This window comes from Promicromonospora sp. NPDC110617 (assembly GCF_055598465.1).
On record NZ_JBVKBM010000001.1, the window covers coordinates 901441 to 924288 of the forward strand.

Sequence of the window (22848 nt, forward strand, 5' to 3'; positions counted from 1 at the left end):
ATGACGGTGCACTACAGCGAGGGATCCGCACGGGCGGTGGTCCGGAACGGCACGGTCGTCGTGCTGCCCGGCCCGGCTCCCGCCGGCGTCGTCGACGCGCTCTGGACCGCGCTCGACGCACCCGACGGCGGGGTCGCGGCCACCCTCGGCGTCCTGGCCGCGGGCGGCCTCGCGGAGACGCCGCCGTTCGCCGTCGTCTCGCTCTCCGGCGGCGAGCCGGCCACGGCCGCGCACGTCGCCGTGCGCGGTACCGGCGTCAAGGTCGTGGTGAGCGCCGAGGGCGCCGGCGGTCCGGTCGAGGTGACCGGCGCCGGCGTCGTCACCTGGTCGGAGCGGGTGGTGGACGGCCCGACGTCGTTCGCGATCACCACCGACGAGGTGCTGGCGGACGAGGAGTTCCCCGTCCAGTCGGCGGTGGTGCGGGCGAGCGCGCTGCGGCGCACCCTGGTGGAGGTGGCCGGGGCCCCGGAGCTCCCGCCGCTGGGCGCGTCCGCGCCCGCTGCGGCGACGCCCGCTGCGGCGACCCCCGCCGCCAAGGCTCCGATGATCGACGAGTTCCCGGACTTCCCGACTCTCGCCGGCCTGTCGGCGGCGGTGCCCGGCGGGCAGCCGGCCGGCGAGACGGTCGTGCCGGGGACGATGGACGTGCCGGTGATCGGCGGTCCGGCCGGGCCCACGCCGGAGCCCGAGCCCGTCCCCGCACCGGAGCCCGCGCCGCTGCTCGGGACGTCGCCCGTCCCGGGGCCGGCCCCGGCCTCGGAGGTCGACGAGGCCACGCAGTTCGGCGCCGACGACGACTACGGCCACCTCTTCGGCGACACGGTGATGCGCCGGGTCGAGGACGCGGCGGTCCGGCAGGGGGACGACGAGGAGGAGGCCGAGGAGGAGCCGGCCCCGGCGTCCGCCCCGGTCGTCACGCCGGTGCTGTCGCCCCCGCCCGTGCCGGACCCGCCGCAGGCGGAGCCGGCGGGCGACTCCCTGATCTCGAGCGTCCCGGGCGGCTGGTCCGGCTCGGCCGCGATGTCGGAACCGCCGCCGGGCGTGACCCCGGGTGGTGCCCAGCGGGCCGCCGCGGTGTCGGACTCCCCGGGCGCGCCCGACGTGACCGACCACGACGGCGAGACCATGATGTCGTCCGACATCGCGGCGCTGCGCAAGGCGGCCGGCGGCGGGCCCAAGTTCTCGGTGGGCATCCTGCCGGGCGCGCCGCAGATCCTGGGCCGGAAGTGCCCGGAGGGGCATCCCAACCCGCCCACCAACGAGACGTGCCGCAGCTGTGGCGCGGCGCTGGAGAGCGACGCCGAGCTGGTGTCCCGCCCGTCGCTCGGGCAGATGCTCGTCACCGGTGGCGTGCAGCCCGGGATCGGCGGCCCGCAGGTGGTGGAGCTCGACCGCCCGGTGATCGTCGGACGGCGCCCGCGCACCAACAACGCGTCGGCGGACCGCACGCCGCGCCTGGTGACGGTGGCCAGCCCGGACCAGGACATCTCGCGCTCGCACGTCGAGATCACCCTCGAGGAGTGGCACGTCCTGGTCGCGGACCTGGCGACCACGAACGGCACCACCCTCCTGCGGCCGGGGCAGCAGCCCCGGCGTCTGCACCCCAACGAGAAGGTGATCGTGGTCGAGGGCGACGTCGTGGACCTCGGCGACGGAGCGACCCTGACCTTCGAGGGCATCTGGTGAGGGCCGCCACCGGCCCGACCACCGATGACGGCTCGACCATCAACGAAGGAGAAGCGTGAGCAGCAAGCGTGCGCCGTCGGCGCCGCCCCACATCGCCGGGTTCGAGTACAAGAAGCTGATCGGGTCCGGCGGCTTCTCGGACGTGTTCCTGTACGAGCAGCAGCGCCCGAAGCGCCTGGTCGCGGTCAAGGTGCTCCTCAAGGAGCACGCGAGCGACGCCCAGCGTGCCGCGTTCGACTCCGAGGCCGACCTCATGGCGGTCCTGGGCAACCACCCCTCGATCGTCACGATGTACGAGGCGAGCGTCGCCGACGACGGCCGCCCGTACCTGGCCATGGAGTACTGCTCGCGGCCCAACCTGGGCGCGCGGTACCGGTCCGAACGGTTCTCGCTGGCCGAGGCGCTCCGCACCACGATCCAGATCGCCGGCGCGGTGGAGACCGCGCACCGGCTCGGCATCCTGCACCGCGACCTGAAGCCGGCCAACATCCTGGTGACGCAGTTCGGGCACCCGGTGCTGACGGACTTCGGCATCTCCTCCACGGTGGAGGAGGCCTCGGCCGCGGAGGGCATGTCCATCCCGTGGTCCCCGCCGGAGTCGTTCGGCGACCCGCCCGTCGCGGGCAAGACGACGGACGTCTGGGCGCTGGCTGCCACCTGCTACACGCTGCTGGCCGGCCGCACGCCGTTCGAGGTGCCCGGCGGGTCCAACACGTCGGCGGACCTCGTGGCGCGCGTCGAGCAGGCGCCGCTGCCGCCGATCGGGCGCAACGACGTGCCGCCGTCGCTGGAGCAGGTGCTCCGCATCGCGATGGCCAAGCACCCCTCGTCGCGGTACCCGTCGGTGCTGGCGTTCGCCCGGGCGCTGCAACAGGTCCAGGTGGGCCTGGCGCGCGACATGACCCCGATCGACCTGCTCGACGAGACCGGTGCGGTCGCGGAGGAGGAAGAGGACGACGACGGCACGCGGCTGAAGAACGTCACGGCGATCGACCCGGGGCAGCGGCCTGCTCCCGGGCCGGCGTCCGTGAGCAGCCCGGCGATGTCGTCGGGCAGGTTCGCGCCGGCCACGCAGGGCACCTCCGGCTGGGCGCCCCAGGCGGGGACCGCCACGGGGGCGCGCACGACCGTGCCCGCCCTCGACGTGCCGGTGGCCTCGGTCGGCTGGGAGGCCCCGCCGGTCGAGGAGACGGTGCACCGGACGCGTGCGCCCGAGATGCCCGCCGACCTGCCGCAGGAGGTCGCGCCCGAGAAGTCGTCGCCGTGGGGGACCGTGGCGCTGGTCGCCGGTGCCGTGGTGCTGGTGGGGCTGCTCGTGGCGGGCTGGTTCGCCCTGCAGAACGGCGGGGAGGACCCCGAGGACCCGGGACAGACCCAGACGGTCGCGGGGGACCCGCCGCCCGCGCCCGGCGCGGGCTACGTGCCCCCGGTCCGCGACCTGAAGGGCGTGGCTCAGGGCGACGAGGTCGTCTTCACGTGGAAGCCGCCGAAATCCCAGGAAGAGGGCGACAAGTACGGGTACCGTGTGCTGTCGCTCACCGACGAGAGCACCTATACGGCATCCACCGTCGCGACGGCGACCGTGCCACGGTCCGAGGGTGAGCCGACGTGTATCGAGGTCATCGTGGACCGGTCCGGGAAGGCATCCGCAGAGCCGCAGAAGGAGTGCGTCCCGGCGGACTGACCAAGTTCCGGCCGATCGGCCGGCTGACAGGGGGAGAAGAGGCAACGACGTGGGTGATCTCGCGCTCGAATTCTGTGGTGAGTGGTTCCACCCCGCCGAGGCGGACGGTGGTTTCGACGTCGGCCGCGAGGGGGACCTCGCGATCGACGACAACCCCTACCTGCACCGACGCTTCCTGCGGGTGACGCAGGAGGACGGGATCTGGTGGCTCTCGAACGTGGGGTCCCTGATCTCGGCGACGGTGTGCGACGCGGGCGGCGGCGTGCAGTCGTGGCTCCCGCCCGGCCACCGCCTGCCCATCGTCTTCCCCACCACCTCGATCGTCTTCACGGCCGGCCCCACCACATACGAGCTGACGGCCCAGCTCACGGACGCCCCGTACCACGAGGTCCGCTCCGAGGACCCCGACACCGGCGCCACGACCATCGGCGCCATCAGCTTCACCACCAGCCAGAAGCAGCTCATCGTGGTGCTCGCCGAGCCCATGCTGCGCCGCGAGGGCACCGGCCTGAGCGAGATCCCGTCCAGTGCGGACGCGGCACGCCGCCTGGGCTGGGCCACCACCCGGTTCAATCGCAAGCTCGACAACGTCTGCGAGAAGCTCGACCGGATCGGCGTCAAGGGGCTCCGCGGCGGCCCCGGACTGCTCGCCACCAACCGGCGCGCGCGGCTCGTCGAGTACGCCGTCGCCTCCCGGCTGGTGACCCCCGCGGACCTTCCACTTCTCGACCTGAAGGACGACGCCTGACGTGCGCATCAAGCTGACCCTCAACCGACCCGACGAGTCCGGCGTGAACGTCGCGGTCACCGCCGACGCCACCGCGACGGTTCGCGACGTGGCCGAGGCCCTCTTCTCGGGCGACCCCACCCGCAACGGCGCCCCCGCACCCGAGAACCTCACGCTGCAGGTGGTGGGCGACGGCTCGACGAGCTTCACCAGCGGCCGGGTGCTGACCCCGACCAACGACCTGGTCCAGGCGGGCCTGCGCTCCGGGTCCGTGGTGTCGATCGTGCGCGTCTCCGAGCAGTTCGTGAACGCCGGGCAGGACCGCGGCACCGCCGTCGCGCAGCTGCGCGTCCTGGACGGGCCCGACGCCGGGCGCGAGTTCCCGCTGCCGGTCGGCACCACCTACATCGGGCGTGACCGGGGCATGGACGTCCGGCTGTCGGACGGGCAGGTCTCCAAGCGGCACGCCCGCGTGGTCGTGGGCGAGTCCATCGAGGTGCACGACCTCGCCTCCGCCAACGGCCTGGTCATGGGCGGCAAGCGGACGACGCGGGCCGTGCTGACGTCGTCGGACACCGTGACCCTCGGTGAGACCACGCTGTCCGTCGTGGCCCTGCACCGCTCCACGAGCCTCGCACCGACCAGCCCGGTCGTCGAGTTCAACCGGTCGCCCCGCGTGGTCACCCGGTTCGGCGAGATCAAGATCAAGGCACCCAAGCCGCCGAAGCCGGTGCAGCCGCAGCGCCTGCCCTGGCTGATGATGCTCGCGCCGATGGCGATGGGCGCGGCGATGTACTCCGTCACGCGCAACCCTCTGTCGCTCATGTTCATGTTCATGAGCCCCGTCATGATGATCGGGATGTACTTCGACCGGAAGATGTACGGCAAGAAGCAGTTCAAGGAGGCGTCGGAGAACTTCGAGCGTGCCGTCGTCGCCACCTCGGAGCGGATCAACGCCACCCACGCGGTCGAGCGGGCGGTCCGGCTCGCCGAGACACCCTCGCTCGCCGAGTCGCTCGACGCCGTCCGCCGCCTCGGCGGACTCATGTGGACGCACCGTCCGGAGCACCGCAGCTTCCTGACGGTGCGGTTCGGGCTCGGGTCGGCGCCCTCGCGCACTGAGTTCGACGAACCGCGCGAGAACGACGCGGTGCCCGAGCACTGGCAGCAGGTGCTGGACCTCCAGCAGCAGTGCATCACCATCCACGACGTCCCCATGGGCGCCGGCCTCCGGTACGGCGGCAACATCGGCATCGCGGGACCGAGCGGCATCGTCGAGCCGGTGGGGCGCTCCGTCCTGCTGCAGATCGCCGCGCTCCACTCGCCGGCCGACGTGGTCGTGACGGCCCTCACCTCCTCCCGGTCGCGCGCCGACTGGGAGTGGCTCGAGTGGCTGCCGCACACGGGCTCGCCGCACAGCCCGCTCGGGGCCTCCGACCACCTGGCCGACGACTCCGGCTCCGGCATCTCCCTGCTGACCCGGCTCGAGGAGCTGGTCGAGGGACGCGGCGTCAGCCTCGACGGCCACGCGCCGCTGGTCGGCGAGATGGACGCGGAGAAGAACCGCACGGAGACTCCGCCCAAGCCCCTGCTGCCGTCGGTCGTCGTCCTCGTGGAGGACGACGCTCCCGTCGAGCGCGCGCGGCTCGTGCGGCTCGCCGAGCACGGCCCGGAGGCGGGCGTCTACGTGGTGTGGATCGCGCCCACGGTCGAGCAGCTCCCGGCCGCCTGCCGCACGTTCGTGCTGCTGAACTCGGACTCCGAGAACAGCGGTGCCATGACCGGCGAGGTGCACTACGGGCAGCTGGCCTACCCCGTGCGCTGCGAGGTCGCCGATCTCGCGACGGCGCGCGAGGTGGCCCGGATCCTGTCCCCGGTGGTCGACGTCGGCGCGCCCACCGACGACGAGTCCGACCTGCCGCGCGCGGTGTCCTACCTGGCGCTGGCCGGCACGGAGATGGGCAAGGACTCGAACACCGTGATCGAGCGGTGGCGGGAGAACCTCTCGCTCACCCCGCGCGACGGCTCGCCGCCGGTGCGGCGCAAGACCCCCACGAACCTGCGGGCGCTCATCGGGCACGACGGCGTGGAGCCGTTCCACCTGGACCTGCGCACGCAGGGCCCGCACGCCCTCGTGGGCGGTACGACCGGTGCGGGAAAGTCGGAGTTCCTGCAGTCCTGGGTGCTCGGCATGGCCGCCGCGCACAGCCCCGACCGCGTGACCTTCCTCTTCGTGGACTACAAGGGTGGCGCGGCGTTCGCCGACTGCGTGCACCTGCCGCACACCGTCGGCCTGGTGACGGACCTGTCGCCGCACCTCGTGCGGCGCGCGCTGTCCTCGCTCCGTGCCGAGCTGCACTACCGCGAGCACCTGCTGAACCGGAAGAAGGCCAAGGACCTCGCGTCCCTGGAGCGCACGGGTGATCCCGAGGCGCCGCCGAGCCTGATCATCGTCGTCGACGAGTTCGCGGCCCTGGTCGGCGAGGTCCCAGAGTTCGTGGACGGCGTGATCGACGTCGCCCAGCGTGGCCGGTCGCTCGGTCTGCACCTGATCCTCGCGACGCAGCGCCCCGCCGGCGTCATCAAGGACAGCCTGCGAGCCAACACGAACCTGCGCATCGCCCTGCGCATGGCCGACGAGCACGACTCCAAGGACGTGCTCGGCGACGACATGGCCGCGCACTTCTCGCCGTCGATCCCCGGCCGTGGCGCCGCGAAGACCGGTCCCGGCCGGCTCACTACGTTCCAGACCGGCTACGCCGGCGGGTGGACCAAGGACGAGCCGGAGCGGTCGTCGCTCGACGTCGAGGAGATGGACTTCGGCACGGGTCGCCGCTGGGAGCTGCCGGCCCCCGAGGTGATCGAGAACGTGGACCCCGGTCCCAACGACATCGCCCGGATGGTCTCGACCATCCGGCGCGCGGCGTCCGACGCCGGCGTGCCGACGCCCCGCAAGCCGTGGCTGGAGGAACTGGCGGCCACCTACGACCTGGCGCTGCTCCCCAACCGCCGCACGGACTCCCAGCTCGTGCTCGGCGTGCTCGACAACCCGCCGCAGCAGGCTCAGCCGACGGTGCACTACGAGCCGGACACCGACGGCAACCTCGCGATCTACGGCACCGGTGGCACGGGCAAGAGCACGACGCTGCGGACCATCGCGGTGTCGGCGGGCCTCACCCACCGCGGTGGTCCGGTGCAGGTCTACGGCATCGACTGCGGCTCCGGCGGCCTGTCGATGCTGGAGAACCTGCCGCACGTGGGCGCGGTCATCGCCGGGGACGACGAGGAGCGCGTGACCCGCCTCATGCGCCGGCTGCGCGACACGCTGGACCAGCGGTCCGACCGGTTCGCCGCCGTGCGGGCGACGACCATCGACGAGTACCGCCGGCTGGCGAACAAGCCCGACGAGCCCCGCATCATCGTGCTCGTCGACGGTATCGGGGCGTTCCGCGAGGCCTACGAGAACATCACGGCCCGCGGGTTCTCGATCTTCGGTACCTTCACGCAGCTCGCCACCGACGGACGACCCGTCGGGATCCACCTCGTCATGACCGGTGACCGCGCCGTGTCCGTGCCGCCCTCCCTCGCCTCCACGGTGCAGAAGCGCATCGTGCACCGGATGGCCAAGGAGGACGACTACATCATGCTGAACGTCCCGAAGGACGTGCTGACCCCGGCGTCGGCGCCGGGCCGGGCGATCATGTACGGCCAGGAGGCCCAGATCGCCGTGCTCGGCGGAGACTCCAACGCGGCGGTGCAGTCGCGCGAGCTGGCCCGGCTGGAGCAGACGATGCGCACGGTGGGCGGCGTGCCGCAGGCACCCGGCATCGAGCGGCTGCCCGACACGTTCACGCTGGACCAGCTGCCGCAGCGCACCGGGGAGCTGGCCACCATCGGTCTGCGCGACCTCGACATCACGCCGGTGGGTCTGCCGCTGCGCGGCCCGCTCATGGTGGCCGGCCCGCCCGGTTCGGGGCGCACGACGGCGTTCGTGACGCTCGCGACCGCGCTGCGCAGGACCGGGGCCGGGCGGCTGGTGTACCTGTCGTCGCGGCGGTCCAGCCTGTCGGCGCTGGATCTCTGGGACATGCAGGCGTCCTCCCCGGAGGGCGTCGTGGAGGCGCTCAAGGAGCTCACCACCCTCCTCGAGAGCGATCGGACGCCCGCCGGTACCCTCACCGTGATGGTCGAGAACTACACCGAGCTCACGGGCACGCCGGCGGAGAAGCCGATGGAGGCGTTCGTCAAGCTCGCGTCCCGCAAGGACCAGCTCGTCGTCGGTGAGTCGGAGTCGTCCACCTGGAGCAAGGCGTTCACGCTGGCCGGACCGTTCAAGTCCGGCCGCAACGGCCTGCTCCTGACCCCCGGGGACTCGGACGGCGACGTGCTCATGAGCACGCCGCTGGGCCGGATCCGGCGCAAGGACTTCCCGCCCGGCCGTGGCTTCCTGGTCACCGCCGGCAGGGCAACCAAGATCCACGTCGCCCTCCCGGGCTGACGTGCAGGGGATGGGGAGTCCTCCCCATTCCGTCCTGTCACGGGCGATGGAATAGTTCGTGACGTCGCAGAATCGGAGGCTGTCCTCGGGACAGCCACAGACAAAGGAGCATGGCATGGTCGCAGAGGGTGGCAACGTTTTCGGTCTTGATGTCGAGGCAGTCAAGAGCCTCGCCAACACGCTCCGGACGCAGGCCGAGGGTGTCCGTCAGGTCGTCCAGACCATCACGAGCCAGATGGCCCAGACCCAGTGGAACGGTCCGGACGCCGTCCAGTTCCAGGAGGAGTGGGACGGTACCCACGCCACCAAGCTGAACGAGATCGCTGCCGCGATCGAGGCCTACGGCACCACTGCCGACAACAACGCCTCGATGCAGCAGGACACCTCGAGCTCGTACTGATCGACCTCGAGTCGTCCGGTCGGGCCCCCGCACTCGCGGGGCCCGGCACAAGAGGTGCGGGACCGTCGTCGGTCCCGCACCTCTTGAGTCAGTAACGAGCCAGATCCGGGCGAGGCCCAGCGCCGTCATCGGCGAGACGTGAGGAGAACCATGTGAGCGGCGAAATGTACGGCGCCGATATCGAGTCGCTGCGTCTGCTTGCCGACAAGATCGACGAGGGCAGCGAGACGCTCGAGGCCGTCGTCACGACGGTGACGGCCGTGATCCCGGAGTCGGAGAACGGCTGGCACGGCCCGGACGCAGAGGGTTTCCGCGACGAGTGGAACAGCAACCACCTCGCGAAGCTCAAGGAGACGGCCACCGCGCTGACCGAGGTCGCGACCAAGGTGCGCGCGAACGCGGACGCCCAGGCGGCGACGTCGGACGACTACGCGGGCGGTGGCGCCGGAGCGGGTATCGGTATCGGCGCGGGTGCTGGAGCAGGTGCCGGAGCCGGGGCTGGTGCAGGTGGCGGCGAAGGCGGCGGCGGGGAAGAGGGCGGCGGCGGCCCGGACATCTCCATCTCGGGTCCCCCGGGACCGGAGGGTGAGCGCACCCCCGGCACCGAGTACAACTACGAGAAGCACCAGACCCGTGACGAGAACGGCAACATGGTCGACACCGGGGTCGACGCCGAGGGCAACCCGATCGACGCGGCCAACGGGAAGGGCGACCCCCAGGTGGGCGCCACGCTCGCCGAGGGCAGCACCGAAGGATTCATCGGTGCCGAGGCCGGCGTCGAGGGCGAGTTCGGCGACGAGGACGGCGCACACGGGTCCGGCGAGGCCGAGGCGCACGCCGGGGTCGGGGGCGAGGCGAGCGGTTCGGTCGGCCTGAACGAGAACGGGCTCACGGCCGAGGGTTCGGCGGGCGTCTCCGCGGGTGCCGGCGCGAGCGCGAGCGGCAAGGTCGGCTACGGCGACCACATCGGCGCCGAGGGCGGCGCCGAGGCCTTCGTCGGTGGACGCGCCGAGGTCAACGGCGGTGTCACGGTGGGCCCGGAGGGCCTGGGTGCCAGCGTCGGCGGCGAGGCGTTCGCGGGCGGCGAGGCATCGGCCAACGGATCCGTCACCGTGGCCGGCGTGACGGCCGGCGCGGAGGGCGAGGTCTACGCCGGGATCGGTGTCAAGGGCAGCGCGGACGTCGACGTCGGCTGGGACAACGTCGGTGTCGACCTGGAGCTCGGAGCAGCTCTGGGTGTCGGCGCCGGGTTCTCGGTCTCCCTCGACTTCTCGCCCGCCGACACGGTGGACGCCATCGCTGACGTCGGTGGCGACATCATCGACGGCGCGGGCGACGTGATCGGTGACGTCGGTGACGCGCTGAAATTCTGGTGACCCGGAACCATGGCTGCAACTGATTGGATAGGACTATGAGTACAGTCACCTACCCGAGCGAGACCTTCCCCGGTTTTCCCGAGGTCGTCATGGACTGCCCGGAGGGCTGGGTCCCGCGTTCTGTGCCGGAGGCGCAGATCGCGATCCTCCAGGAGCGCCCCGAGGGGGAGTTCCGGCCGAACGTGCTGGTCGTCATCCAGCGCATGCGGCCGGAGCAGTCCTTCGAGGAGGTCGTGCGGCGGGCGCTCGCCAAATTCGAGGCGACGCCCGGCTACCGGGAGGTCGGTCGTATCGAGACCACGATCTCCGGGCGGCCCGCGGTCCGCGTCGAGGGGGCCTGGACGAGCGAGAAGACTGGCACGATGGCTCAGGCACTCCGGATGGCCGTCGTGGAGCACGACGGCGTGCGCGACTTCGTGGAGATCACCGGCACCTGTGCGGGAGTCCAGGCCAAGGAGATCTGGTCCACGGTCCGTGCGATCCAGGACAGCGTAGAGCTGGCCGAAGGATGAGCGGCGAGCAGGGTCCCTCGCGGGACCAGCAGGTGGCCGTGATCAGCCGGCGCGTCGTCTTCGTCGTCGGTATCGCGTTGGTCGTCGGCGCGGTCGTGGCGTTCCTCGCCGACCAGGTGGCGCTCGGCATCGTGCTCCTGGTGATCACCTTCCTCGCGGTGATGGCGCGCGGTCTCATGACGGTGCTGCGCGGCAACCGCGCGCTCGCCGAGCGGGAGCGCGCCCAGGTGCCCGACGCCGCGGTCCGTCAGCCGGGCGCGGCGGCGCCCGTGGAGGACGTGGTCGCCCAGCTCCTCGCGATGAACAGCGACGGCCTGCCGTACCAGATCGAAGCCACCCGGAACGCCGACGGCGTCCGGGTCGACGTGAAGTGGAAGAACGAGGAGATGCGCTGGCAGACCCTCTTCGTCCGCGGGTCGCAGGCCTACGCGTGGCGCATGGAGGTCGACCTCGACCCGGCCACCGCCCACTACAAGTTCGTCGAGCACTCCGGGACGGCGGCGGTCCGCGCCGCCGCCGGACCGCTGGGCGCCACGGCGTACGGCAACTGGACGTGGAAGAAGGGCAAGACCTCCGGCGGCACGTCCGCGACCTTCGTCGAGGGCGCCGACGGCCAGGTCACGGTGACCGGCCCGGACGGCCCCCGCACCTCGTGGGAGGGCGCCGTCATGATCAAGCCGGCCGACGCGAAGGTGCCGGTGTTCACCGTCCTGCGGAACAACGGCTGGCGACCGCCCCGGGACTGGTCCGGAGCGCGGATGTTCGAGAAGTAGGAGCCGGCCCGAGCGGGCCGGCTTCACGTCGTATCGCACCCCGGTGGCGCCCACCGATGCGGTGCCACCCCAATGGAAGTGAGTGATTCATGCGTACCCGTCGTTCCATCCTGGCCGCAGTGACGGCCCTGCTCCTCGCACCGGCGCTGGCGGCCTGCTCGTTCTCGGCCGGCGAGCTCGAGCCGATCGGCGGGGAGTCCGGGGCAGCGGAGTCGCCCGCCGAGTCGCCTGCCGCGCCGGAGGCCGGCGCGGACCTGCAGACGATCACCGCGGAGCACCTCACGGCGCAGGTCCCGGCCGACTGGGAGTCGATCGGCGACGCCGACGGCTGGTCCTACGTCCACCAGCTGACCAACAGCGAGGGCGGGGTAGCCGGCCGCATCGGGTTCATCCCCGGTGGTGCGGCGATGACCGCGCCGGAGGCCATCGACTGGTTCATCGGCCAGATCAAGGGCAAGGGTTCGACCAACGAGAACTACGCACCGGTCACCACGCTCCGCACGGGGGACGACCGGGCCAACACCTCCTACACCTATGACTCCGCGGGCCAGGAGTACACGGCCGTCGTCTGGGCCATCACCGACGCCAACGGGATCCCGTCCCTGATCCAGCTCTCCGGTGCCCCGGACGTGCTGACCACGGACCTCGTCGCGCAGGTCGACCAGAGCCTGGACGTCACGGGCAACTGGGAAGGCACGACCAACTGATCGATCCGGTCCGGGGGTGGTGCGCGTGCCGAGCCCGGTGCGCGTGCCACCCCCGGACCGTGTGCCGGGACGAACACATCGGGTCAACTGCGTGGAAGGTCTGTGGGACGAACAATGGTGGGAAATACCGCTGGCGCGGGTGACCGGGTCACCCGCAAGATTCGCCGGACAGCCGCAGAGCTCCCCGAGCTCGGCGGCATCCGCCATGTCGAGGCCAACCCGCCGTCGCCCACCGCGTGGTGGGTCGCCGTCGGGGTCGCCCTGCTCTTCACCGTGGTCATCTCGCTCGGGACCGGCGGGATCGGCGGCGCGCTCGTCCTGATCCCGGCCTGGGTGGTGCTCGGCTGGATCGTCCTCGGGTACATGGGGTCGGAGAAGGTGGTCGTGCTCGACCGCGGGCTGCTCATCGGGTCGTTCGCCCCGTTCCTGCGCCCGTACGTCGTGCCGTTCGACCGGTTCGAGGTCGGTTCGATCACCGCGGTGCGCCCGGGCTTCAAGCTCGCCGACATGCTCCCCGGCCGCACGCTTCTGACCACCGGCCGTACGGCGGTGTGGGCCTGGAACGGTGTCGCCTTCGTCGCCGCCCCGGGCCCCGTCGCGAAGCGCGGCTACGTCGACGCCGCCGGGACGTTCCGCGCGGAGGACCCCGAGCGACGCGAGCGGCTCGTCTGGTGGTTCGGCACCTGGCGGCAGCCCGACCGGCTCGTGCGTGCGCTGGAGTCGGCCCTGGTGGACCTGGGCCAGCCCGTGGCCGGCCTCTCTCAGCAGGTGCTCCCGCTGGTGCAGATCAGCGGCCGGCCCGCCGACGCGGCCACCCAGGTGCCCCGGCTGGTCGCGGCGCTGGAGCGTGCGTCATGAGCGCCGAGCGTACGGTCATCCGGTGGAGCCTGTGGATCGGCGTCGGGCTCGTCGTCGTCGCCGTGATCGCCCGGGCGCTGGACCTCATCCCCGTCACCGTGATCGTCGGGCTCCTGGGCCTGCTCGCGCTCGGCTTCGCGGGGTACGGGGCGCTGGACGAGGCGGCCGGCCGGGCCAGCCTCCGGCGTCGGGCGGACCGGGTGAAGCGGGAGCGCGAACAGGGCCGCTGAGCCCGGAACGCGAGGATTCTCACAGGAACCCCACGTCCACCCCCTGAGCCGGGGGTGAGGTGCGCCTTACCCGGTCGGTAGAATCGGTAGCGGCCTTCGCTTCCCTTGTCCTCGACCGGAAGGCGCCCCTTCGTGAGCACCACCCGACCCTTGCGCGTCGCCGTCGTCGGCGCCGGCCCCGCCGGCATCTACGCGAGCGACATCCTGTCCAAGTCCGACCTCGACGTCAGCATCGACCTGTTCGAGCGCCTCCCGGCGCCGTTCGGCCTGGTGCGGTACGGCGTCGCCCCGGACCACCCGCGCATCAAGCAGATCATCGTCGCGCTCCACAAGGTGCTGAGCCGCGGGGACATCCGTCTGCTGGCCAACGTCGACTACGGCGTGGACCTGAAGCTCGAGGACCTGCGTCAGTTCTACGACGCCGTGATCTTCTCCACCGGGTCCATCAAGGACGCCGAGCTGGACGTGCCGGGCATCGACCTCGACGGCTCGTACGGTGCCGCGGACTTCGTGTCCTGGTACGACGGCCACCCCGACGTGCCGCGCACCTGGCCGCTGGAGGCGGAGCAGGTGGCCGTGATCGGCGCCGGCAACGTCGCGCTCGACGTGGCCCGCATCCTGGCCAAGCACGCGGACGACCTGCTGCCCACCGAGATCCCGGCCAACGTGCACGAGATCCTGAAGACCTCCCCGGTCACCGACGTGCACGTGTTCGCGCGCCGCGGCCCGGCGCAGGTCAAGTTCTCGCCGCTGGAGCTGCGCGAGCTGGGCCACGTGCCGGACGTCGACATCGTCGTGTACCCGGAGGACTTCGACTTCGACGAGGGCTCCGAGGCGGCGATCAACTCGTCGAACCAGACCAAGCAGGTCGTCAAGACCCTGGTGGACTGGACGCTCAAGGACCCGGCGCAGAACACGGCGTCGCGCCGGCTGCACCTGCACTTCCTGCACGCCCCGGCCGAGGTGCTCGGCGAGGACGGCAAGGTCGTCGGGTTCCGCACCGAGCGCACCGCGCTGCAGGGTGACGGCACCGTCAAGGGCACCGGCGAGTTCGTCGACTGGCCGGTCCAGGCCGTCTACCGGGCCGTGGGCTACTTCGGCTCCTCCCTGCCGGAGATCCCGTACGACGACGTCAAGGGCGTCATCACCAACCGGGAGGGCCGCGTCGTCGACATCGACGGCAACCAGGTGCCCGGCGTGTACGCGACCGGCTGGATCAAGCGTGGCCCGGTGGGTCTCATCGGCCACACCAAGTCGGATGCGTCGGAGACCATCCGCCACCTCGTGGAGGACGTCACGGGCGTGGCCGACGGCGAGGCGCCCGGCGACCTGACCGGCGGCCGTACCGCTCCGCAGGGCACCCCGGAGGCCATCACCGAGTTCCTCACGGGCAAGGGCGTCCACTTCATCGAGTGGTCCGGCTGGGAGCTCCTGGACGCGCACGAGCGGGCGCTCGGCGAGGCCGCGGGCCGCGAGCGGATCAAGGTCGTCCCGCGCGACGAGATGGTGAGCATCAGCCGCAAGTCGTAGGCGGCTCCCCGTTGCCATCCAGCGAACGTGCCCGGAAGACTCAGGTCTTCCGGGCACGATCGTTCCTGAGGGCGGCAGGCCCGGGGAACCCCGGAACGGGCTGGCGCGTTCGGGTGGGAGGAAAGGAGTGCGATGCACAGGCACTACAACGGGCTGAAGACCGCCGCGCTGTTCGGTGGCATGTGGGCCGTGATCCTCGGGCTGTGGGCGCTGTTCGGCAGGAGCTCGGGCACGCTGTGGATCTTCGTGCTGATCGGCCTGGCGACCACCGCCTACGGGTACTGGAACTCCGACAAGCTGGCCATCCGCGCGATGCACGCGTACCCCGTGACCGAGCTGCAGGCGCCGGAGATGCACCGCATCGTGCGTGAGCTCTCCACGGCGGCGCGCCAGCCGATGCCGCGGCTGTACATCTCGCCCACGAAGGCACCCAACGCGTTCGCCACCGGGCGGAACCCGCAGAACGCCGCGGTGTGCTGCACGGAGGGCATCCTCGAGCTCCTGAACGAGCGCGAGCTGCGGGGTGTGCTGGGCCACGAGCTGATGCACGTCTACAACCGCGACATCCTGACCTCGTCGGTGGCGGGCGCGTTGGCGGGCGTCATCACCGCGCTGGCGCAGTTCCTGCTGTTCTTCGGCGGGGGCGACCGCCGCGAGGGCGGCAACCCGCTGGCGGCGCTCGCCATGGCGCTCCTGGCGCCGATCGCGGCCATGCTCATCCAGATGGCGATCTCCCGCACCCGCGAGTACGACGCCGACGAGGACGGCGCCCGCCTCACGGGTGACCCGCTGGCCCTGGCCTCCGCGCTCCGGAAGCTGGAGCAGGGCACGCAGCGCGCCCCGCTGCCGCAGGACCGCGACCTGACCAACGTCTCGCACCTGATGATCGCCAACCCGTTCCGCGGTGCCGGCATCGGGCGCCTGTTCGCCACGCACCCGCCGATGCCGGACCGCATCCGCCGGCTCGAGGCGATGGCGGGCGGCCCTGCGGGGGGCTACAACCCCGGCGGCCCGACGTCGGGCCCGGACTGGGGCACCCCGCCCGGGATGCTCTGAGACCACCCGCCCGCCGTCCGCGCGGCCGCCGACCTCACCCGCGCAAAGCGTTCGTCGGGGTCGGCGGGGGCGGATACGGTGAGCAGATTCCGACCGGGCGTGCAGGGGCGCCCGGGTTGTTACGCAGAAGGAGCACCACATGGCCGACTCGTCGTTCGACATCGTCAGCAAGGTCGACCGCCAGGAGGTCGACAACGCGCTGAACCAGGCCGCGAAGGAGATCTCGCAGCGGTACGACTTCAAGAACGTCGGCGCATCGATCACCTGGAGCGGCGAGAGCATCCTCATCGTCGCCAACTCGTCGGAGCGAGTGCTCGCGGCCCTCGACGTCTTCGAGACCAAGCTGGTCAAGCGCGGCATCTCGCTCAAGTCGCTCGACCTGGGTGAGCGCGAGCCCAAGCCGTCCGGCAAGGAGTACCGCCTCGGGGCGACCCTCAAGGAGGGCCTGGCCGGGGAGTCCGCGAAGAAGGTCACCAAGATCATCCGCGAGGAGGGCCCGAAGGGCGTCAAGACGCAGATCACCGGTGACGAGGTCCGCGTGACCAGCAAGTCGCGCGACCAGCTCCAGGAGGTGCAGAGCCTGCTGAAGGGCTCGGACCTGGACTTCGCGCTGCAGTTCACGAACTACCGCTGACGGCTCCACCGTTGGTCGAGCCTCGCCGTTGGTCGAGCCTGTCGAGACCAGTTGACCGACAAACAGGCGACTGACAGCGCGGACGGGCGGTCACCGGACTCCGGTGACCGCCCGCCCGCTCGTCACGAGGTCTCCGCGGCCCCGGCCCCGGCAGCGAGCTCCACGGCCAGCTCCATGCAGCGCAGCCGGGCCGGGGAGAAGTCGTAGGGCATCTTCCGGAAGGCCTCGACGGTGGTCATGGACCCCTCCCTGCTGCCCGCGATCTGGCCGGCGTCCCAGGACTCGAAGAGCGCGTCGTCGCTCTCGTCCAGGCCAGCCTCCTCCATGGCGGCCTCCAGCTCTTGTTCGAAGGCGTGCCGTTCGGCAGCCGCCTGGGCCACCCGGGGGTCGTCGACGGCGACCGTGTCGTCGAGGGCCTCCTCGGCGGCGTCGACCCGGTCGGACTCGGTCCGCAGGTCCGGACGGGTGGCCAGGGCGATGAACCGGGCGGCCTGCAGGGCCGCACCGAGCGGGCCGAAGATCCGCTCGGTGACCAGCAGGGTGTCCAGGTCCGCCTGGCGCAGGGAGCCCTCGGGCAGGTTCTCGAGGCGACTGGTGACGACGTCGGAGAGCAGACCCGCCCGGCTGCCCTGGGTCCGCATGCGCCGGACGGCGGCCCGCTGCCGGCGCAGCTCTGCCTCCTGGGCGGCGAGGGTCTCGTCCAGCCGGTCCAGGACGGCCGCGATGTCGTCGTCCTCCGCAGCGGCGGGCGCGGGGTCGGCGAAGGCGGTACGGATGTCGTCCAGGGCGATCCCGGCGTCCGCCGTCCTGCGGATCCACAGCAGCCGGATCATGTCCTCGTAGCCGTAACGGCGGCGGTCGTCGCCGCCCCGCTCCGGCTCGGGGAGCAGGCCGATCTCGTGGTAGTGCCGGATGGCGCGCGGCGTCGTGCCGGCAAAGGCAGCCGCGTCACCGATCTTGACCTGGCGCGGCGGGACGAAGGACGGATGCATGGACGGAGCCTTCCTCGGGGGACGTAGGTCCACGGGACCACATCCCGCTACGTAACCTGCAACCCCCCACCCCGTTGAGTGCTGGCTATCTGCGCTCTTCCGGGCCGGTTCGGCGCAGATAGCCAGCACTCAGCGAGGCCTGGTCGTCGTCAGCCGACCGGGAGCGGGTCCGTCGCGCGTTCGGGCTCCGGTTGGGTGGTGTGGGCGAGCGAGAGCCCCTGGCCGCGCCGGCGGAAGAGCAGGGCCGACAGCACCGCGCCGACGGCGAAGAAGCCGGCGCCCCACCAGTACGCGGTGGAGTAGCTCTCGATCGCGGCCTGGGCGCCGACGGCGGCGGTCACGGGCGTGTGGGCCGCGAGGTAGTCGGCCGCGGCGGTGGCGGCCAGCGTGTTGAGCAGCGCGGTGCCGATGGAGCCACCGACCTGCTGGCTCGTGTTCACCATGGCCGACGCGACGCCGGCGAACTCCCGGTCCACGCCGAGCGTGGCGGTCTGCATGGAGGCGGGCATGATCGTGCCCATCGCGAAGCCGATGACCATCAGGCCCGGCAGGACGTTCGTGGCGTAGGTGCTCGACGCGTCCAGGAACGTGAGGTCGATCATGCCGATCGCACCCAGCGTCATGCCGATCGGCACCAGGAGCTTGGGCCCGAACCGGGGCACGAGCAGGTTGGTGCCGAGCTGTGCGGCGAGCACCAGCATGCCGATCATCGGCAGGAACGCCAGGCCCGTGCGGATCGGCGTGTACCCGAGCGTGAGCTGCAGGTAGTAGGTGACGAACAGGAAGATGCCGAACATCCCCGCGCCGGCGATCAGCACCGAGAGGTACGCCGCGCCGCGGTTGCGGTCGAGCACGATCGACAGCGGCAGGAGCGGGTGCGCGGCGCGCGTCTGCCAGCCGACGAACGCGATCAGCAGCACGCCGGCGGCCGTCAGCAGGCCCCAGGTCAGGGGTGCGTCCCAGCCGCCGGTCTCGGCGTTCGAGAAGCCGTAGACCAGGCCGAACAGCGCGCCCGAGACGAGCAGCGTGCCGGGCACGTCCAGCCGCGGCCGCGGGCCGCTGCGGGCGACGCGCGGGATGAAGACGAAGGCGCCGACCAGCGCGATCGCGGCGATGAAAACGTTGATGTAGAGATTCCAGCGCCAGTCGAGCGACTCGGTGAGCACGCCGCCCAGCAGCAGCCCGACGGCGCCGCCGGCCCCGGCGATGGCGCCGAAGACGCCGAACGCGCGGGCGCGCTCCCGCGGGACGGTGAAGGTGGTGGTGAGTACGGCGAGTGCCGTGGGGGCGAGCAGCGCGCCGAACGCGCCCTGCAGCGCGCGGGCGGCAACGAGCAGCTCGAAGGAGCCGGCGGCGCCGCCCAGGGCCGAGGCCAGGGCGAACCCGATGAGCCCGATCACGAAGGTGCGCTTGCGGCCGATGAGGTCGGAGAGGCGGCCGCCGAGCAGCAGGAGGCTCGCGAACGTCAGGGAGTACGCGGTGATGACCCACTGGCGCTGACCGTCGGAGAAGCCGAGGTCGGCCTGGGCCGAGGGAAGGGCGATGTTCACGACGGTCGCGTCGAGCACCACCATCAGCTGGGCGAGCCCGACCACGACGAGCGTGATCCAGCGACGACTGTCCGCCGCGGGGGTTGAAGTCTGGGACATGCTTCGCAGCATATACGGAACTGATGAGTTCCGGATACAGTTGGTTCAGTATTAACCCGCGGGTAAGGTCGGACAGTGCAGAGAGGAGGACGACGGCGATGACGCAGGTCGACCAGACCGAGGAGAAACCCCGTCTCGGACGCAAGAGGGACCACACCCGCGACCCCGAGATCCTGGACGCCGCGCTCGACGTGCTGTCCGAGTCCGGGTACGACGGCATGACCATCGACATGGTGGCCACCCGCGCCAAGGCCGGGAAGGCGACCGTCTACCGGCGGTGGTCGTCCAAGGCCGAGCTCGTGCTCGACGCCGTCGCGTGCATGAAGTCGAACGAGTTCGACCTCGACGACCTGCCCGACACCGGCACGCTGCGCGGGGACCTCGTCGCGATGATCAGGACGCCGAGCATCCGGGCCGCCGAGCGCAAGCTCAAGGTGATGGCGGGGATCGTGTCCATGATCGCCCGTAGCCCCGAGCTCGCCAGCGCGGCGCGCGCGGCGCTCGTCGAGCCGCGGGCCTCGGTCAACCGGGTCCTCTTCCAGCGCGCGATCGACCGCGGTGAGATCCCGGCCGACGCCGACGTCGAGCACCTCTGCATGATCGGCCCCGCGATGGTCGCGTACCGCCTGCTCATGCTGGGCAAGCCCGTCGACCGCGAGTTCCTGGTCTCGAACATCGACAAGGTGATCCTGCCCGCCGCCGGCGTCCGGACCGAGCGATGAGCGGGCTGCCCCGGGTCGTCGCCACCGACCTCGACGGCACCCTCCTGCGGAGCGACGGCAAGGTCTCCGACCGCACCCGCAAGGTCCTCGCGGACCTCGACGCCGCGGGCGTCGAGGTGGTCTTCGTCACCGCCCGGCCGCCGCGCTGGCTCGACCACCTCGCCGACACGGTGGGCGGCCACGGCCGCGTCATCTGCATCGGCGGGGCGTGCGTGCTGGACCTCGCCTCCGGCGAGACCCTGGAGACCTGTGGCTTCGACGACGACGCCGTGCGCGCCGTCGTGACCGGCATCCGCGCCGCGCTGCCGCACGCGGCGCTCGCCTTCGAACGGCCCGACGGCGTCACGTTCGACCCGGCCTACCCGAAGCGGGAGCCGGCGCTGGACCCCGGCCTGTGGTCGGTACCGGTCGAGGACACGCTCGGCGCTCGCGGCCCGGTGTCCAAGATCCTGGCGCTCGACCCTGCACGCATACCGCCGCCGGGCATCCTCCTGGACCCGCCCGAGGACATCCGGCTGGCGCAGGAGCAGTTCTTCACGGCCGTGCGCGCCGCCGTGGGGGAGTACGCGCACCTGGCGTACTCCGGCGCCGTCGGCCTGGCCGAGCTCATGCCGCCCGGTGTGGACAAGGCCGCCGCGCTGGCCCGCTGGTGCACGCGCCTCGGCGTCGACGCCGCCGACGTCTGGGCCTTCGGCGACATGCCCAACGATCTGCCGATGCTCACCTGGGCGGGCCGCGGCATCGCGGTGGCCAACGCCCACGCCGACGTGCTGGCCTGCGCGGACGCCGTCGTCGGGCACCACGACGCCGACGGCGTCGCCGAGGAGCTGGCGACCCTGCTCGCCCGCGCCTAGGCCACCTCGTCCAGCAGAGGGCTCAGGTGACGCGTGCCCAGGGCGCGCGTCGCCTGGCGCGCCCCCGCCTTCAGGCACTCCGCCGTCCCCGCACCGTCCAGGTGGGCAGCGAAGAAGCCGGCGAAGAACGCGTCGCCGGCGCCGTTGGTGTCCAGCACCTCGGTGGGCTCCGCCGGCGTCTCGAACCAGCCCTCCGCCGTGCGCGCGACGGCGCCTCGCGCGCCCAGCGTGCACACCACCGTGCTCGCGCCCCGCTCCAGCAAAGCCGTCATGAGCGCGCGGTGGTCGTCCGTGCCGTCGTCGTTGAGGAAGACGAAAGAGCACGCATCGGCGAACGGCCGGTGGAACTCGGCCACGCCGTCGTAGTCGTGCAGGTCGGTCCAGAGCGTGGCCCCGCTCGCCACGGCGGCCGGCAGCAGCCCCTGCCCGACGGCGCTCAGGTCCAGCACCACGTGTTCGGCGGACGTCACGCGCGCGACCGCCGCGGGGTCGGGCGCGGCCGACGGGGCGGGGACGGCGAGGTAGATCGAGAGTCGCTCGCCGGCGTCGGTCATGAGGTTCAGGTGCTGCTCGGACGGCCCGGGCACGCGCCGCGCGAGCACCTCGGCGCCGCGGGCGTGCTCCAGCGCGGCCAGGACCAGGTCGCCCTCCGGATCCGTCCCGACATCGGTGACGAGCGTGCTCGGCACGCCGAGGTCGGCCAGGTGCAGGCTCTTGCCGGCGCTCGTCCCGCCCAGCGTGCGGACCGAGCCGCGGGCGAACAGGGTGTGCGGCCGCGGGTCGGGCAGGCGGTCGAGGCGGACCATGGTGTTCCAGGTCGCGGGCCCGGCCACCACGGTGCGAGGAGAGTTCATGCGCACACCCTGCCAGGTCCGCCCTCGTGCCTCGGTACCCACCCTGCGCTGCACCTCCGGCTCAGCCGAGCAGCAGCACGTGCGCCCCGGCGACCGTGGCCGGGTCGCCCATCATGTCGACCGCCGCGATCTGCCCGTCGTGCACGACCACCGCGAACAGACCGCGTGGCGTACCACCCGGCGCGTACGCGAACCCGACGGAGCCGTCGATGAGCGCGGGCACCGCCCCGCCCGCCCGGCCGCGGAACGCCTGGGCCACAGCCGCGGCCCCGCGCACCTCGCGGGCCAGCAGGGGAGCACCCCGGTCCGCGGCCTCGGCCGCCGCCGCGAGGGCGGCCTGGTCGGCGCGCAGCACCACGTCCGGCGCGAGCACGGCCAGCAGGCCCGCGAGGTCGCCCGTGCGGGAGGCCAGGAGGAAGGCCTCGACCACCTGCCGGTCCGTCCTTCCTGGGGTGGCGGCGCCGGGGCCGACGTCGTCCCCGGCGTCCTCGCTGGCGGAGCCCTGCGCCCCGGGCCCGGACTGCACCCGGCGCCGGCCGCGGCTCGCGAGCTGGCGGGCCGCCGCGACGGACCGGCCCAGCACGGGCGCGATCTGCTCGTACGGCACGGCGAACAGGTCGTGCAGCACGAACGCCAGCCGCTCGGCCGGGTCGAGGCTCTCCAGCACCACCTGCATCGCCACGCCGACGACGTCCGCCAGCTCGGCCTCCCGCACCGGGTCGGGGGACTCGTCGTCCAGGATCTCCGGCGCGGTGTCGTCGGGCCGGCCGCTCGGCAGCGGGTCCTCGCGGCGCGTGTTCCGGGAGCGGAGCATGTCGAGGCAGATCCGGCCGGTGACCGTGGTCAGCCAGGCGGCGAGGTTGTCGATCCCCTCGTCGCCGGTCCGGTTGAGGCGCAGCCACGCCTCCTGCAGCGCGTCGTCGGCGTCGTCGGGGTTGCCGAGCATCCGGTAGGCCACCGCCCGCAGTCGGGGCCGGTGCTGCTCGAAGGTGAGGGCGAGCTCGTCGGGGGTCATCTGTCACATCCTCGGTCTCGGGGGCGTCAAGGGTGTGACGGCGCGCAGGGCGCCGATGTGACTGGCCGGCATCCGGCCACGACGAGAGGAC

The 22848-nt window shown here is 72.2% G+C and carries 20 protein-coding genes; 16 read left to right on the forward strand and 4 right to left on the reverse strand.

Annotation, left to right across the window (positions count from 1 at the left end; genetic code table 11):
- From ACZ7LE_RS03775 to ACZ7LE_RS03840, 14 genes are all read left to right on the forward strand, one after another.
- Entirely contained in the window at window positions 1-1686 is a 1686-nt protein-coding gene (locus ACZ7LE_RS03775; RefSeq protein ID WP_470402032.1) for an FHA domain-containing protein, read from the forward strand.
- Between the two features lie 55 nt (window positions 1687-1741).
- Window positions 1742-3370: a serine/threonine-protein kinase gene (locus ACZ7LE_RS03780; RefSeq protein WP_470402033.1), complete on the forward strand. Its 1629-nt coding sequence runs from the start codon at window positions 1742-1744 to the stop codon at window positions 3368-3370.
- A 49-nt stretch (window positions 3371-3419) separates the two neighbouring features.
- The gene (locus tag ACZ7LE_RS03785; protein WP_470402034.1) at window positions 3420-4118 is read left to right on the forward strand and encodes a hypothetical protein; all 699 of its coding nucleotides are present in this window, start codon (window positions 3420-3422) and stop codon (window positions 4116-4118) included.
- A 1-nt stretch (window position 4119) separates the two neighbouring features.
- Window positions 4120-8595 (forward strand): FtsK/SpoIIIE domain-containing protein, encoded by a 4476-nt coding sequence (locus ACZ7LE_RS03790; protein WP_470402035.1) that lies wholly within the window; start codon window positions 4120-4122, stop codon window positions 8593-8595.
- A 115-nt stretch (window positions 8596-8710) separates the two neighbouring features.
- Complete coding sequence (locus ACZ7LE_RS03795; protein ID WP_377229380.1) at window positions 8711-8995, forward strand: hypothetical protein; 285 nt, start codon at window positions 8711-8713, stop codon at window positions 8993-8995.
- Window positions 8996-9147: 152 nt separating this feature from the next.
- Window positions 9148-10371: a WXG100 family type VII secretion target gene (locus ACZ7LE_RS03800; protein WP_470402036.1), complete on the forward strand. Its 1224-nt coding sequence runs from the start codon at window positions 9148-9150 to the stop codon at window positions 10369-10371.
- A gap of 35 nt (window positions 10372-10406) precedes the next feature.
- Window positions 10407-10883 (forward strand): LpqN/LpqT family lipoprotein, encoded by a 477-nt coding sequence (locus tag ACZ7LE_RS03805; protein WP_470402037.1) that lies wholly within the window; start codon window positions 10407-10409, stop codon window positions 10881-10883.
- A complete protein-coding gene (locus ACZ7LE_RS03810) occupies window positions 10880-11656 on the forward strand; it encodes a hypothetical protein (protein WP_470402038.1) in 777 nt (258 codons plus the stop codon). The genes ACZ7LE_RS03805 and ACZ7LE_RS03810 overlap by 4 nt, the downstream gene beginning before the upstream one ends.
- 89 nt (window positions 11657-11745) lie before the next feature.
- On the forward strand, window positions 11746-12363 hold the full coding sequence (locus ACZ7LE_RS03815) for a hypothetical protein (RefSeq protein ID WP_470402039.1): 618 nt from the start codon (window positions 11746-11748) through the stop codon (window positions 12361-12363).
- Window positions 12364-12480: 117 nt separating this feature from the next.
- Window positions 12481-13221: a hypothetical protein gene (locus ACZ7LE_RS03820; protein ID WP_470402040.1), complete on the forward strand. Its 741-nt coding sequence runs from the start codon at window positions 12481-12483 to the stop codon at window positions 13219-13221.
- A complete protein-coding gene (locus ACZ7LE_RS03825; protein ID WP_470402041.1) occupies window positions 13218-13451 on the forward strand; it encodes a hypothetical protein in 234 nt (77 codons plus the stop codon). Before ACZ7LE_RS03820 ends, ACZ7LE_RS03825 begins: the two co-directional genes overlap by 4 nt.
- A 132-nt stretch (window positions 13452-13583) precedes the next feature.
- Entirely contained in the window at window positions 13584-14981 is a 1398-nt protein-coding gene (locus ACZ7LE_RS03830) for an FAD-dependent oxidoreductase (RefSeq protein WP_470402042.1), read from the forward strand.
- A gap of 132 nt (window positions 14982-15113) precedes the next feature.
- Window positions 15114-16037, forward strand: coding sequence for a zinc metalloprotease HtpX (gene htpX, locus ACZ7LE_RS03835; protein ID WP_470402043.1), 924 nt, complete (start codon window positions 15114-15116; stop codon window positions 16035-16037).
- 139 nt (window positions 16038-16176) lie between these two features.
- Window positions 16177-16671 (forward strand): YajQ family cyclic di-GMP-binding protein, encoded by a 495-nt coding sequence (locus ACZ7LE_RS03840; RefSeq protein WP_285100904.1) that lies wholly within the window; start codon window positions 16177-16179, stop codon window positions 16669-16671.
- Between the two features lie 122 nt (window positions 16672-16793).
- Here ACZ7LE_RS03840 and ACZ7LE_RS03845 read toward each other — a convergent pair whose 3' ends face one another.
- A complete protein-coding gene (locus ACZ7LE_RS03845) occupies window positions 16794-17663 on the reverse strand; it encodes a MerR family transcriptional regulator (protein WP_470402044.1) in 870 nt (289 codons plus the stop codon).
- Between the two features lie 149 nt (window positions 17664-17812).
- Window positions 17813-19312 (reverse strand): MFS transporter, encoded by a 1500-nt coding sequence (locus ACZ7LE_RS03850; RefSeq protein WP_470402045.1) that lies wholly within the window; start codon window positions 19310-19312, stop codon window positions 17813-17815.
- 98 nt (window positions 19313-19410) lie between these two features.
- Here ACZ7LE_RS03850 and ACZ7LE_RS03855 point away from each other — a divergent pair, with 98 nt between their 5' ends.
- Both ACZ7LE_RS03855 and ACZ7LE_RS03860 read left to right on the forward strand, forming a co-directional pair.
- On the forward strand, window positions 19411-20034 hold the full coding sequence (locus ACZ7LE_RS03855) for a TetR/AcrR family transcriptional regulator (protein ID WP_470402046.1): 624 nt from the start codon (window positions 19411-19413) through the stop codon (window positions 20032-20034).
- On the forward strand, window positions 20031-20888 hold the full coding sequence (locus ACZ7LE_RS03860; protein ID WP_470402047.1) for an HAD family hydrolase: 858 nt from the start codon (window positions 20031-20033) through the stop codon (window positions 20886-20888). The genes ACZ7LE_RS03855 and ACZ7LE_RS03860 overlap by 4 nt, the downstream gene beginning before the upstream one ends.
- On the opposite strand, the gene ACZ7LE_RS03865 is transcribed toward ACZ7LE_RS03860, so the two are convergent.
- Entirely contained in the window at window positions 20885-21742 is an 858-nt protein-coding gene (locus ACZ7LE_RS03865) for a carbohydrate kinase family protein (RefSeq protein ID WP_470402048.1), read from the reverse strand. The genes ACZ7LE_RS03860 and ACZ7LE_RS03865 overlap by 4 nt on opposite strands.
- A gap of 61 nt (window positions 21743-21803) precedes the next feature.
- Entirely contained in the window at window positions 21804-22757 is a 954-nt protein-coding gene (locus tag ACZ7LE_RS03870) for a sigma-70 family RNA polymerase sigma factor (RefSeq protein WP_470402049.1), read from the reverse strand.
- Between the last annotated feature and the right edge of the window lie 91 nt (window positions 22758-22848).

Excerpts from the sequence above, each read along its gene's own strand:
- ACZ7LE_RS03775 (WP_470402032.1), top strand. The coding sequence starts at position 1 with ATGACGGTGCACTACAGCGAGGGATCCGCACGGGCGGTGGTCCGGAAC.
- ACZ7LE_RS03795 (WP_377229380.1), top strand. The coding sequence starts at position 8,711 with ATGGTCGCAGAGGGTGGCAACGTTTTCGGTCTTGATGTCGAGGCAGTC.
- ACZ7LE_RS03805 (WP_470402037.1), top strand. The coding sequence starts at position 10,407 with ATGAGTACAGTCACCTACCCGAGCGAGACCTTCCCCGGTTTTCCCGAG.
- ACZ7LE_RS03810 (WP_470402038.1), top strand. The coding sequence starts at position 10,880 with ATGAGCGGCGAGCAGGGTCCCTCGCGGGACCAGCAGGTGGCCGTGATC.
- ACZ7LE_RS03815 (WP_470402039.1), top strand. The coding sequence starts at position 11,746 with ATGCGTACCCGTCGTTCCATCCTGGCCGCAGTGACGGCCCTGCTCCTC.
- ACZ7LE_RS03825 (WP_470402041.1), top strand. The coding sequence starts at position 13,218 with ATGAGCGCCGAGCGTACGGTCATCCGGTGGAGCCTGTGGATCGGCGTC.
- htpX (WP_470402043.1), top strand. The coding sequence starts at position 15,114 with ATGCACAGGCACTACAACGGGCTGAAGACCGCCGCGCTGTTCGGTGGC.
- ACZ7LE_RS03840 (WP_285100904.1), top strand. The coding sequence starts at position 16,177 with ATGGCCGACTCGTCGTTCGACATCGTCAGCAAGGTCGACCGCCAGGAG.
- ACZ7LE_RS03845 (WP_470402044.1), bottom strand. The coding sequence starts at position 17,663 with ATGCATCCGTCCTTCGTCCCGCCGCGCCAGGTCAAGATCGGTGACGCG.
- ACZ7LE_RS03850 (WP_470402045.1), bottom strand. The coding sequence starts at position 19,312 with ATGTCCCAGACTTCAACCCCCGCGGCGGACAGTCGTCGCTGGATCACG.
- ACZ7LE_RS03855 (WP_470402046.1), top strand. The coding sequence starts at position 19,411 with ATGACGCAGGTCGACCAGACCGAGGAGAAACCCCGTCTCGGACGCAAG.
- ACZ7LE_RS03860 (WP_470402047.1), top strand. The coding sequence starts at position 20,031 with ATGAGCGGGCTGCCCCGGGTCGTCGCCACCGACCTCGACGGCACCCTC.
- ACZ7LE_RS03865 (WP_470402048.1), bottom strand. The coding sequence starts at position 21,742 with ATGAACTCTCCTCGCACCGTGGTGGCCGGGCCCGCGACCTGGAACACC.
- ACZ7LE_RS03870 (WP_470402049.1), bottom strand. The coding sequence starts at position 22,757 with ATGACCCCCGACGAGCTCGCCCTCACCTTCGAGCAGCACCGGCCCCGA.